Annotated in this window: 10 protein-coding genes and 1 riboswitch; of the genes, 4 read left to right on the plus strand and 6 right to left on the minus strand. The window is 72.7% G+C overall.

Annotated features, from left to right (window positions below):
• Nucleotides 1-380 precede the first annotated feature (380 nt).
• Nucleotides 381-965, plus strand: coding sequence for a hypothetical protein (locus AB0F04_RS13220; RefSeq protein WP_362040841.1), 585 nt, complete (start codon nt 381-383; stop codon nt 963-965).
• A 13-nt stretch (nt 966-978) separates the two neighbouring features.
• Here AB0F04_RS13220 and AB0F04_RS13225 read toward each other — a convergent pair whose 3' ends face one another.
• The 3 genes from AB0F04_RS13225 to AB0F04_RS13235 all read right to left on the minus strand — a co-directional run bounded on the left by AB0F04_RS13225 (nt 979) and on the right by AB0F04_RS13235 (nt 4,223).
• The gene (locus AB0F04_RS13225; protein WP_362040762.1) at nt 979-2,427 is read right to left on the minus strand and encodes a glycine hydroxymethyltransferase; all 1,449 of its coding nucleotides are present in this window, start codon (nt 2,425-2,427) and stop codon (nt 979-981) included.
• 33 nt (nt 2,428-2,460) lie between these two features.
• Nucleotides 2,461-2,547, minus strand: a riboswitch (ZMP/ZTP riboswitch).
• Nucleotides 2,548-2,671: 124 nt separating this feature from the next.
• Complete coding sequence (locus AB0F04_RS13230; RefSeq protein WP_362040764.1) at nt 2,672-3,853, minus strand: glutathionylspermidine synthase family protein; 1,182 nt, start codon at nt 3,851-3,853, stop codon at nt 2,672-2,674.
• A 16-nt stretch (nt 3,854-3,869) separates the two neighbouring features.
• On the minus strand, nt 3,870-4,223 hold the full coding sequence (locus AB0F04_RS13235) for a hypothetical protein (RefSeq protein WP_362040766.1): 354 nt from the start codon (nt 4,221-4,223) through the stop codon (nt 3,870-3,872).
• Nucleotides 4,224-4,683: 460 nt separating this feature from the next.
• On the opposite strand from AB0F04_RS13235, the gene AB0F04_RS13240 reads away from it, so the two are divergent.
• Nucleotides 4,684-7,098, plus strand: coding sequence for a chorismate-binding protein (locus AB0F04_RS13240; RefSeq protein WP_362040768.1), 2,415 nt, complete (start codon nt 4,684-4,686; stop codon nt 7,096-7,098).
• 141 nt (nt 7,099-7,239) lie between these two features.
• On the opposite strand, the gene AB0F04_RS13245 is transcribed toward AB0F04_RS13240, so the two are convergent.
• Nucleotides 7,240-8,628 carry a PLP-dependent aminotransferase family protein gene (locus AB0F04_RS13245; RefSeq protein ID WP_362040771.1) on the minus strand — a complete coding sequence of 463 codons (1,389 nt, stop codon included), beginning with the start codon at nt 8,626-8,628 and terminating at the stop codon, nt 7,240-7,242.
• Between the two features lie 47 nt (nt 8,629-8,675).
• Here AB0F04_RS13245 and AB0F04_RS13250 point away from each other — a divergent pair, with 47 nt between their 5' ends.
• Together AB0F04_RS13250 and AB0F04_RS13255 are read left to right on the plus strand one after the other, a co-directional pair.
• A complete protein-coding gene (locus tag AB0F04_RS13250; protein ID WP_362040774.1) occupies nt 8,676-9,194 on the plus strand; it encodes a carboxymuconolactone decarboxylase family protein in 519 nt (172 codons plus the stop codon).
• Nucleotides 9,191-9,934 (plus strand): isocitrate lyase/phosphoenolpyruvate mutase family protein, encoded by a 744-nt coding sequence (locus AB0F04_RS13255; protein WP_362040777.1) that lies wholly within the window; start codon nt 9,191-9,193, stop codon nt 9,932-9,934. Before AB0F04_RS13250 ends, AB0F04_RS13255 begins: the two co-directional genes overlap by 4 nt.
• A 6-nt stretch (nt 9,935-9,940) precedes the next feature.
• Here the strand turns inward: AB0F04_RS13255 and AB0F04_RS13260 are convergent, their stop codons facing one another.
• Together AB0F04_RS13260 and AB0F04_RS13265 are read right to left on the minus strand one after the other, a co-directional pair.
• A complete protein-coding gene (locus AB0F04_RS13260) occupies nt 9,941-10,897 on the minus strand; it encodes an ABC transporter substrate-binding protein (RefSeq protein ID WP_362040779.1) in 957 nt (318 codons plus the stop codon).
• Nucleotide 10,898: 1 nt separating this feature from the next.
• Nucleotides 10,899-11,512 (minus strand): ABC transporter permease subunit (locus AB0F04_RS13265; protein ID WP_362040781.1); only part of this gene is annotated, 614 nt, incomplete at its 5' end.

The raw sequence follows: 11,512 nt of genomic DNA on the forward strand, positions 1-11,512 counted from the left end.
ACGGGACGGGAGCGCCACACGGCGATGTCACGGCGACGCCCAGCCCGGGCGGTGCGGCCGGTTCGCCGAACCCTGACGGGACGGGAGCGCCACACGGCGATGTCACGGCGACGCCCAGCCCGGGCGGTGCGGCCGGTTCGCCGAACCCTGACGGGACGGGAGCGCCACACGGCGGTGTCACGGCGGCGCCGAACCCGGGCGGTGTGGCCGGGTCGCCGAACCGTGCGGGAGTGTCGCCTCGTCGTGTGGCCGGAGGGCTGTGTCGTCGTGTGGGGTGGTGCGTGCTGGCTGTCACGGTGGCCGGTGTTCTGGCCGAGGGGGTGGCGGTGTCGTCCGCCGTGGCCCTTCCGGTGCGGCCGCGGGACGTGCCGGACGTGGCGATGATCGTCGAGGGCGGCACGGGACGGACGACGGCGGTGCGCTCGGGACAGCCGGCCTTCGCCCGGCTGTGGCAGCTGCTCGAGCCCACGTACAGGGGGACGGAGCGGGTTCCGGAGGAGTGGACGGAGGGGAACTTTCCGCAGGTGCGCCTGACCGTGGTCTGGGGGCTGTCCGGGGTCGGCGGCTGGCCCACCACCAACCGGCCGCCGGGCGGCGACGTGGCCGTCGAGCGGCAGGACCAGCTGGTGGTGGCCGAGGACGGCACGCCCTGGGTGCGGTCGGATCCGACGCCCGCCGTGGAGGACGACGACATCCGCTGGCACCGGGCGCCGCGGTCGCTCTTCGACCGGCTGGACAGGGCGCGGCTGCTGGGGGATGCCGAGGGCGGGACCGCCGGGAGCGCGGCCGCCGCCGGTCTGCCCGGGCCGGGGCGGGGCGAGGTCCGCTGGGCGGTGGCGGCCGGGGCGCTGGGGCTCGCGGCCGGTGCCGGCGGCACCCTGCTGATACGCCGCGCGGCGGCCCGGCGGGAAGCCGGACCGCCGCGGGAGGAACCGCGTCAGGTACTGATCGACCTGGACGAATGACAGAGCGCGGGCGTCAGCCCAGGTCGATCTCCGGGTACAGCGGGAACCCGGCCACGAGGTCGGTGGCGCGGTGGGAGATCTCGTCGGCGATCTTCGCGTCGAGGACGTGGGACGCCTTGGAGGGGGCGCCCGACTTGGTCGTGCCCGGCTCCGTGGTGGTGAGGACACGGTCGATCAGGCCGGCGACCTCGTCCATCTCGGCGGTGCCGAGGCCGCGGGTGGTCAGGGCGGGGGTGCCGACGCGGATGCCGGAGGTGTACCAGGCGCCGTTCGGGTCGGCGGGGATGGCGTTGCGGTTGGTGACGATGCCCGAGTCGAGCAGGGCGGCCTCGGCCTGGCGGCCGGTGAGGCCGTAGGAGGAGGCGACGTCGATCAGGTTCAGGTGGTTGTCCGTGCCGCCGGTCACCAGGGTCGCGCCGCGGCGCATCAGGCCTTCGGCGAGGGCGCGGGAGTTGTCGACGATGCGCTGGGCGTAGTCGCGGAAGGACTCCTGGCGGGCCTCGGCGAGGGCCACGGCCTTGGCGGCCATGACGTGCGGCAGCGGGCCGCCGAGGACCATCGGGCAGCCGCGGTCGACCTGGTCCTTGAGGGAGTCGTCGCACAGGACCATGCCGCCGCGAGGGCCGCGCAGCGACTTGTGGGTGGTGGTCGTCACGATCTGGGCGTGCGGGACCGGGTCGAAGTCGCCGGTGAGGACCTTGCCCGCGACCAGGCCGGCGAAGTGCGCCATGTCGACCATGAGCGTCGCGCCGACCTCGTCGGCGATCTCCCGCATGATCCGGAAGTTCACCAGGCGGGGGTAGGCCGAGTAGCCCGCGACGATGATCAGCGGCTTGAACTCGCGGGCGGAGGTGCGCAGCGCCTCGTAGTCGATGAGGCCCGTGGCCGGGTCCGTGCCGTAGGAGCGCTGGTCGAACATCTTGCCGGAGATGTTCGGGCGGAAGCCGTGGGTGAGGTGGCCGCCGGCGTCCAGGGACATGCCGAGCATGCGCTGGTTGCCGAAGGCGCGGCGCAGCTCGGCCCAGTCGGCCTCGGAGAGGTCGTTGACCTGGCGGGCACCGGCCTTCTCCAGGGCGGGGACCTCGACGCGCTGGGCGAGGACCGACCAGAAGGCGACGAGGTTGGCGTCGATGCCGGAGTGCGGCTGGACGTAGGCGTGGCGGGCGCCGAAGAGTTCCTTGGCGTGCTCGGCGGCGAGGGACTCGACGGTGTCCACGTTGCGGCAGCCTGCGTAGAAGCGGCGGCCGATGGTGCCCTCGGCGTACTTGTCGCTGAACCAGTTGCCCATCGCGAGGAGGGTGGCCGGGGAGGCGTAGTTCTCGGAGGCGATCAGCTTGAGCATGTCGCGCTGGTCGGCGACCTCCTGGCCGATGGCGTCCGCCACGCGGGGTTCGACGGCGCGGATCACGTCGAGGGCGGCGCGGTAGGCGGTGGAAGCGGTGGAGAGGGGCTCGGCTGACATGTGTGGACCTCCGGACGTTGCGTTCAGCGTTCACGGTACGGCCCAGGCGCACGGCTCTGTCTGCTCGGGCCGCTCCCCGATGGTTGGTCCCATCCCAGCGCGCCAGTCACGGCCCGGGGCCAGCCTACCGGGTGGGGTGAGCAGGGAGCGTCTGCCGGGTTGCTCTTCGTTGCCGGGTGCGGGTCGCCTGTGGTTGATCGCGCAGTTCCCCGCGCCCCTGAGGGACGTGACCCCGCCCCCCCGTCTAAAGGATCACGTGGGGCAGGAACCTCGCGTACTCATCCGTTATCAGGCCCGACGACTCCCGGATGCCCAGGCCCGCCGACTCGTTTTCCACCACCCAGGCGCCCAGGACCACCCGGTTGCCGTCGAAGTCGGGCAGGGGGGCCAGTTGCTGGTAGCAGCAGGGCTCGTCGCGGACGGTGGGGGTGGATCCGGGCTCGTGGATCGTGACGCCCGCGCCCTCGCGGCCCAGGAGGGGCTTGGCCACCCAGCCCTTCGCGGGGAGGTCCCGGAGGCCGTCCAGATAGGCCGGGAGGAGGTTCGGGTGGTCCGGGTACAGCTCCCAGAGGATCGCGAGCAGCGCCTTGTTGCTGAGGAGCATCTTCCAGGCCGGCTCTATCCACAGGGTGGAGCCCGTGCCGCCGCCGTTGTCGAGGGTGTCCAGGACGTGGTCGGCGAAGCGGTCGGTGGTGAGCCACTCCCACGGGTAGAGCTTGAAGAGGCTGCGGATGAAGCGGAGGCGGTTGTCGACGAAGCGGCCGGAGAGGCGGTCCCAGCCGATCTCCTCCATGGCGATCCAGTCGGTCGCCAGGCCCGCCTGCTCGGCGGTCTCCTTGAGGTAGGCGACCGTCATCATGTCCTCGCCGAGTTCGTCGGCGGAGGAGTACGCGAAGTACAGGGGGCTGCCGGGCGGGAGGAGGGCGGCCTGCTTCCGCCAGGCGTCGATGAGACGTTCGTGGAGGGAGTTCCACTGGTCGGCGCCGGGGAAGCGGTCCTCCATCCAGAACCACTGGGGGGACGCGGCCTCGACCAGGGAGGTGGGGGTGTCGGCGTTGTACTCCAGGAGCTTGGCCGGACCTGTGCCGTCGTAGCGGAGGTCGAAGCGGCCGTAGAGCGAGGGCAGTTCGGCTCGGCGCCGCCAGGCCTCGGCGACCGCGCGGGCCACGCGGGGGTCGGTGATGCCGAGGTCGGCGAAGCGGTCCTCGGTGACGATGTGGTCCGCTGCCGCCAGGCACATCCGGTGGAGGTCCTCGACGACCTCTTCGAGGGCCTCGATCTCCTCCAGCGAGAAGACGTAGTACGCGCTCTCGTCCCAGTAGGGGCGCAGGGAGTCGTCGGGGTAGCGGGTCAGGGGGTAGATCAGGCCCTGTTCCTCGACGGTCTGCTGCCAGCCGGGGCGGGGTTCGAGGGTTCTGCGTTCCATCTGACGTGTCCGCCCGTCAGCCGCCGCCGCTGCCGGAGCCCGAGCAGCCGAAGCCGCCCCGGTCGACGGCCTCGCTGCGGCTGAAAGTGCCGTGGTCGGCGCGGCTGCCGCTGATGTCGGCGTCGTAGTACCAGTCGGCGTCGGCGACGCCGGACGTGCCGGTCTTCTTGCGGCCCTTGTAGGAGGAGGACGTACCGGACGAGCAGTTCTTGTCGGCGACGATCTTGTAGCCGTTGATGTAGTCGTAGCTGTCCCGGTCCACACAGCGGCGGTCCGGGTCGGAACCGCAGGCGGACAGGGCCGCCGCGAGGACGCCCATGCCGCCCAGCACCACCGTGCTCGAGCGCAGCCGTCGCCGTGTTTCAGCCATGTGCGTGTCTCCCCGTGTCTCCCCGCAGTGCACTGACAGACGGTCAGCCTAGAGACCGGTGAGGACGGTCGCACAGGGCCCCCCGTCCGCGACCGCTCCCCCACTGTCGTTTTGTGAGCTTTGGAATGGTGTGCACCCTGGGTGGGGCGGCCTGCTTCGGCAGGGCGATGCTCGGGGCTACGGAAAGTCCGTACCTTCGGGGGTCATCTCGCGAGCGGCCGGAAAATCGTTTGTTGCATCGTGAACACGGGGTGAGCGCTTTCCGTATGGGACGGCGTGACCGGTCATTTCACAACGGATTCGGCCCTGGCCCGGGAGAAATCAGAAACCGTGGTGCGTGAATATGAGCGCGGTTTTCCCACCGGTGCTCCTGTTCGATCCGACGTTTCTCCCCTTTCTGTGTCACCTGGATTCGCATACCCCGGCTCCAGCACTTCTTCGGGAAAAGGGAGGTGGGCGGGTGAAGACACTGCTCATCGACAATGACGGCTCGTACACGTACAACCTGTTCCAGCTGATCGCCGAGGTCAACGGCGAGGAGCCGGTGGTGGTCCGGAACGACGCGCCCGCCGAGGCTCTCCCCGACCTCCGGGCGTTCGACAACCTGGTGGTCTCCCCCGGCCCCGGGCACCCGGGTGAGGCCCGTGACTTCGGCACCGGGAGCAGGCTGCTCGCGACCTCCCCGGTTCCCGTGCTCGGGGTGTGTCTGGGGCATCAGGGCATCGCGCTCGGGGAGGCCGGTCGGGTGGGGCCCGCTCCGGAACCCCGGCACGGGCACCTGTCCACGGTCCGGCACGACGGACGGGACCTGTTCCACGGGCTGCCGCAGCACTTCACCGCCGTGCGCTCCCACTCCCTGGCCGTGCGCGAGCCCCTGCCGGAGACGCTGGAGGCCACCGCCTGGGCGGAGGACGGCGTCCTCATGGGACTGCGGCACCGCAGCCGGCCGCTGTGGGGGGTGCAGTTCCATCCGGAGTCGGTCCTCACGGAGTACGGGCACCGCATGCTCGTGAACTTCCGCAACCTCACCGCCCGGCGGGCCGGGAAGCTGCGCACGAAGAACACGGCCGTGCCGTCGCACGAGGAGGTCCGGCGGCGCCCCGGCGTTCCCGGCTACGGCACGGGGGTCTGGCGGGCGGGGGCGGCTCCCTCGGACACCGGGCGCCCGCGCAAGCCCGCGACGGCGGCCGTCTTCCAGGTCGCCGCGGTCTCCCGGGCGGCTGTCGTGCCCCTCGGCGTGGCGAAGGCCCCGGGCGGGGTCGTTCCGGCGCACGGGGACGTCCCGGCCGCTGGGCAGGGCACGGCCCTCGGTGTCGGTGGGGACGCCGCCGTGCCTGCGCCCTCCGCGGGCTTCCCCCGGCCCCGGCGTCCCGAGCGGGCCGGGTACCGGCTGCACACCCGGCGGATCAGCGGTGCCGTCGATGCGGAGGCGGTCTTCGGGCGGATGTTCGCGGGGTCGCCGCGGTCCTTCTGGCTGGACAGTTCGCTGGTCGAGCCGGGGCGGTCGCGGTTCTCGTTCCTCGGGGACGACCAGGGGCCGCTCGCCGAGTTCGTACGGTACGACGTCGCCGCCGGGCAGTGTGAGATCGAGCGGGCGGGCCGGCCGGTGCGGCGGGTCAAGGCGAGTGTCTTCGACTACCTCAAGCGGCAGTTGACCACCCGACGGGTGGACGCGACGGGGTTGCCCTTCGACTTCACCGGCGGCTATGTCGGCTACCTCGGCTACGAGATGAAGGCCGACTGCGGGTCCCCCAACCGGCACCGCTCCCCCGTCCCGGACGCCGCCTGGTTGTTCGCCGACCGGGTGATCGCGGTGGACCACGAGGAGGGCTTCACCTACGTCGTGTGCCTGGCGGAGGACACCCCGCAGGCCACGCGGGAGGCCGCCGACTGGCTGGACGGTGTGCTCGCCGGCCTCTCCTGCGTGACGACGGAACGACCCCCGCTGCCCGAGCCTGCGGCCCCGGCCGACCCCGGCGCGGCCGAGCCGTGGCTGGTGCGCGACCGGGCGACCTACCTCGCGGACATCGAGGCCTGCCGGCAGGCGCTGCGGGCGGGCACCAGCTACGAGGTCTGCCTGACGAACGCCGCCCGGCTGCCCGCTCCGCCCGACGCGCTGGAGTTCTACCGGACGCTGCGCAGCGACAACCCGGCCCCCTACGCGGCGTTCCTGAGGTTCGGGGAGCTGGAGGTGGCCGGTTCCTCCCCCGAGCGGTTCCTGCGCATCGGCCGGGACGGCACCGTCGAGGCCCGGCCCGTCAAGGGCACCGCGCCCCGGGGTGACGGAGCCGAGGAGGACGCCCGGCTGCGGGACGCGCTCGCGGCGGACGCCGAGACCCGGGCCGGGAACCTGACGATCGTCGACCTGCTGCGCGACGACCTGGGGCGGGTCTGCCGCACCGGGACCGTACGGGTCTCCCGGCTGATGGAAACGGAGACGTACGCCACCGTGCACCAGCTGGTGTCGACCGTCGAGGGCAGGCTGCGGCCCGGCACGGACGCGGTGGACTGCGTGCGGGCCTGCTTCCCGGGCGGCTCGATGACCGGCGCGCCGAAGCCGCGCACGCTGGAGATCATCGACTCGCTGGAGACCGAGGCGCGCGGCGTCCACTCCGGCGCCCTGGGCTACTTCGGGTGCGGCGGCGGAGCCGATCTCGGCATCGTGATCCGGACCGCCGTCCTCACGGCGGGCCAGGTGCGGCTGGGGGCGGGCGGCGCGATCGTGCTCGACTCCGATCCGGAGGCCGCGTACGAGGAGATGCTGCTGAAGACCGCGGCTGTGATGCGGGCCCTCCACCGGCACACCGACGCCGGGACGCGCCGGCAGTCCCCGCCGGGGCAGAAGGCCGGGGCGGCCGGGGAAGCCCGGCGGTGACCGGTCAGCACGTCACCTGAGGCCCGGCCGCCACCGAAGCGCCCGGGGGTCTCGCGGGGCGGCTGCTCGTGGCGGACTCCTGGCCACCGGCGACGGCGGTACCCGTAGAGGGCGGTACTCCGTAGAGGAAAAAGGGGGCGGTCAGCCGGGCAGTACCGCGCACAGCGCGTCGAGCGCCCCCGACCAGGCGTGGTCCGGCGGTGTGCCGTATCCGACGACCAGGGCGTCGGCGGGCTCGGCCCGCGCGGCGGGGTGGGTGTAGCGGGCGAGGCCGTGGAGCGCGAGACCCCGCCAGTGCGCCGCCTGGACCACCGACCGCTCGGTGCCCCGCGGCAACCGCAGCAGGACGTGCAGCCCGGCCGCGATACCGCTGACGCGGGCTTCCGGGGCCCGCGCCGTGACGGCGGCGACCAGGGCGTCCCGGCGGCGCCGGTAGCGCAGCCGGGCGGCGCGGACGTGCCGGTCGTAGGCACCGGACGTGAGGAATTCGGCCAGGGTCAGCTGGTCCAGCACCCCGCACGTGTCGACACCGCCTTTGGCCGCCGCGGTCTCCTCCGCGAGACCCGGCGGCAGCACCATCCAGGCCAGCCGCAGCCCGGGCGCGAGGGACTTGCTCGCGGTGCCCAGGTGGACCACCCGGTCGGGGTCCAGGCCCTGGAGCGCGCCGACGGGCTGCCGGTCGTAGCGGAACTCGCCGTCGTAGTCGTCCTCCAGCACCAGCCCGCCGGTGCGCCGGGCCCAGTCCACGACGGCCGTGCGGCGGTCGCGGTGCAGGGGCACGCCCATGGGGAACTGGTGGGCGGGGGTGAGGAGGACCGCGTCGGCTCCGGGCAGCCCGGCCGGGTCCGTGCCGAGCCGGTCGAACGGCAGCGCGGCGGTGTCCAGGCCGGAGCCGGTCAGGATCCGGGCGTGCACGTCGAGGCCGTACGACTCGACCGCGACGGTCCGTGCCCCGCGGGCCCGCAGGACCGTGCCGAGCAGTTTCAGACCGTGCGCGAACCCGGCGCACACCACGATCCGTTCGGGGTCGGCGCGCACGCCCCGGGCCCGGGAGAGGTACCCGGCGAGCGCGGCCCGCAGTTCGGGGCGGCCCCGCGGGTCGCCGTAGTCGAGGGCGTGGTGAGGGGCGGCGGTCAGGGCGCGGCGGGCCGCCTTGAGCCACTCCGCGCGCGGAAAGGACGTCAGATCCGGGCTGCCGGGGCGCAGATCGTAGGCCGGGCGGGCCGGAGTGCGCGGGTGGGGCGCGGTGCCGGTGGGCGGGACGACCCTCCGCTCGGCGACCCGGGTGCCCGAGCCCTGCCGGGCGGTGAGCCAGCCCTCGGCGACCAGGTCGGCATAGGCGTCGGCGACGGTGTTGCGGGCGATCCCCAGGTCGGCCGCGAGTGCGCGGGAGGACGGCAGCCGGGTGCCGGGGGCCAGCCGCCCGGAGCGCACGGCCTCGCGCAGGGCGTCGGTGAGCCCTCGGCGCAGGCCCGGCCCGGTCGGCTCCACATGCAGGTCGAGCCCCAGAGTGGCCCATGATTCCGCCATGGAAATGGACCATACTCCTGGGCTGCTTCCTTCCTAGGGTCGAGGGCATGACGACGCACACCGCCGAGACGACGGCCCCGGAAAGCACGGAGTACGCCCCCGAACAGCCCGCCCGCCTGGAATGGGCCAAGCACGTGCCCGATGTCTACAGGGCGATGGTCCGGCTCGACGTGGCGGCCCGGCAGGGCCTGGACCCCAAGCTGCTGGAACTGGTGAAGATCCGCGCCTCGCAGATCAACGGCTGCGCGTTCTGCCTCGACATGCACAGCAAGGACGCCCTCGCCGCCGGGGAGAGCGTCGAGCGGATCATCCAGCTGGGGGCGTGGGAGGAATCGCGGCACTTCTACACCGCGAAGGAGCTCGCGGCGCTGGAGCTGACGGAGGCGGTGACGGTCCTGACGGACGGGTTCGTGCCGGACGAGGTCTGGGACAGCGCCGCGCAGCACTTCGAGGAGGCCGAGCTGGCGCAGGTCATCGCCGTGATCACGGTGATCAACGCCTGGAACCGGTTCGGGGTGACCTGCCGTATGGTGCCGGGGCACTACGAGCCGGGGCAGCACAGGTGACGGCCGGGAGGGCCCGTACGGCGGGCAGGGCCGGTGTGTTCCGCGCCCTGCATCACCACCGGGCGCCGGGCGACCCTCTCGTGCTGCCCGGGCCGTGGGACGCGGCCAGTGCGCGGGTGTTCGCCGAGGCCGGGTTCCCCGCGCTCGCCACGCCCAGTGCGGGGGTCGCCGCCTCCCTCGGGTACGAGGACGGCCAGGTCCCGGCCGACGAGATGTTCGCGGCGGTCGCCCGGATCGTCCGGGCCGTCGAGGTGCCCGTGTCGGCGGATGTCGAGGGCGGGTACGGGCTCGCGCCGAAGGAACTGGTGGAGCGGCTGCTGGAGGTGGGGGCGGTGGGCTGCAACCTGGAGGATTCCGAGGGCGGGACGCTGAAGGACCCGCGGGCGCACGCCGACTGGCTGGCCGAGGTGCGGGAGGCGGCCGGGGACCGGCTCTTCCTCAACGCGCGCGTGGATACGTTCATTCGCGGGGTCGGGGACCCGGACCGGGCCATCGAGCGGGCCGCGCTGTACGTCGCCGCCGGGGCCGACTGCGTGTACCCGATCGGCGCCCCGCCGGACGTCCTGCCGCTGCTGCGGGCCGGGATCCAGGGGCCGCTCAACGTCGGGGCCCCGGCCGAAGGCGGCCCCTCACCCGCCGAACTCGGCGCGCGAGGGGCCACCAGGATCACCTTCGGGCCGGGACTCCAGCGGCGGGCCGCCCGCGCGGTGCGGGAGATCGCCGCCGGACTCCTGCCGTAGGAAGGGTCAGGGCAGCCACTTCTTCCACGTGGACTTGTGGCTGTCCACCCACTTCTTCGCCGCGTCCTCCGGCGTCATCTTCTGGTCGGCGATCATCAGGGAGACCTCGTTCTGGTCCTCGGTCGTCCACTTGAACTTCTTCAGGAAGGCAGCCGCCTTGCCGCCCTTCTTCGCGAAGTCCGCGTTGAGGTACTTCTGCAGCGGAGTGTGCGGATAGGCGCAGGCGACCTTGTCCGGGTCGGCGTCACAGCCCTCCTTGTACGGCGGCAGCTTCACCTCGGTCATCGGGACCTTCTTGAAGAGCCACTGCGGGGAGTACCAGTAGGTGAGGAAGGGCTTCTTCTCCTTGGCGAACTGCCGCATCTGCGTGATCTGCGCCGCCTCGGAGCCGGCGAACACCACCTGGTAGTCCAGCTTCAGGTTCTTCACCAGCGCCTTGTCGTTGGTGACGTAGGACGGCGAACCGTCCATCAGCTGGCCCTTGTCACCGCTCTCCGGGGTGCGGAAGAGGTCGGCGTACTTGTTGAGGTTCTTCCAGTTCGTGATGTCCGGGTGCTTCTTGGCGAGGTACGTCGGGACGAACCAGCCGATGTGGCCGGTGACGCCGAGTCCGCCGCCGCGGGCGATCGTCTTCTTGTCCTTGACGTAGCGCTGTTCCTGCTCGGGGTGGCCCCAGTCCTCCAGGAGCGCGTCGACGCGGCCCTGGCTGAGGGCGTCCCAGGCGGGCACCTCGTCGACCTGGACGGTGTCGACGCGGTAGCCCAGCTCGTGCTCAAGGATGTACTGGGCGACGGCCACGTTGGACTGGGCGCCCACCCAGGACTGCACGGACAGGGTCACGGTCTTGGCACCCTGCGCGTTGGCGAAGGGCGAGGCCTGCTTGGTCATGTCGGCGGCACCGCAGCCGGTGAGCAGCGCCAGGGAGCTCGCCGCGGCGATCACGGCAGTCTTGCGGACTCGCATGTCACGCTCCCTTCTTCGCACGGCGTTCGGTGGGCTGCGTCACCCGGTCGAGCATCAGGCCGAGGCAGACGATCGCGCCGCCGGCCACCAGACCGGTCGCCAGGTCGCCCTGGGCGAGGCCGAATACGACGTCGTAGCCGAGTGCGCCACCGCCGACCAGGCCGCCGATGACGACGACGGCGAGGACCAGGACGAGGCCCTGGTTGACGGCGAGCAGCAGCGCCGGGCGGGCCAGCGGGAGCTGGACCTGCCGCAGCTGCTGCCAGCTGGTCGCGCCCAGCGAGCTGGAGGACTCCAGCGCGGCCGGGTCGACCTGGCGCAGGCCCTGGGTGGTGATCCGGACGACGGCCGGCAGGGCGTACACGATCGCCGCGGCGACGGCCGGGGCGCGGCCTACGCCGAACAGGGCGACGACCGGGATCAGGTACACGAACTGCGGCATCGTCTGGAACACGTCGAGGACCGGGCGCAGCGCCCGCTCCAGACGGTCGCTGCGGGCCGCGGCGATACCGACGGCGAAGCCGACGACCAGGGTGACGGCGACGGCCGCCAGCACCTGGGACAGCGTGTCCAGGGACGGCTTCCAGACGCCGAGGACGCCGATCGCGGCCATGG

Origin of the sequence: Streptomyces sp. NPDC029041 (assembly GCF_040637515.1) — a bacterium.
Classification (GTDB): domain Bacteria; phylum Actinomycetota; class Actinomycetes; order Streptomycetales; family Streptomycetaceae; genus Streptomyces.

Excerpts from the sequence above, each read along its gene's own strand:
- AB0F04_RS13260 (WP_362040779.1), bottom strand. The coding sequence starts at position 10,897 with ATGCGAGTCCGCAAGACTGCCGTGATCGCCGCGGCGAGCTCCCTGGCG.
- AB0F04_RS13250 (WP_362040774.1), top strand. The coding sequence starts at position 8,676 with ATGACGACGCACACCGCCGAGACGACGGCCCCGGAAAGCACGGAGTAC.
- AB0F04_RS13245 (WP_362040771.1), bottom strand. The coding sequence starts at position 8,628 with ATGGCGGAATCATGGGCCACTCTGGGGCTCGACCTGCATGTGGAGCCG.
- AB0F04_RS13225 (WP_362040762.1), bottom strand. The coding sequence starts at position 2,427 with ATGTCAGCCGAGCCCCTCTCCACCGCTTCCACCGCCTACCGCGCCGCC.
- AB0F04_RS13230 (WP_362040764.1), bottom strand. The coding sequence starts at position 3,853 with ATGGAACGCAGAACCCTCGAACCCCGCCCCGGCTGGCAGCAGACCGTC.
- AB0F04_RS13220 (WP_362040841.1), top strand. The coding sequence starts at position 381 with ATGATCGTCGAGGGCGGCACGGGACGGACGACGGCGGTGCGCTCGGGA.
- AB0F04_RS13235 (WP_362040766.1), bottom strand. The coding sequence starts at position 4,223 with ATGGCTGAAACACGGCGACGGCTGCGCTCGAGCACGGTGGTGCTGGGC.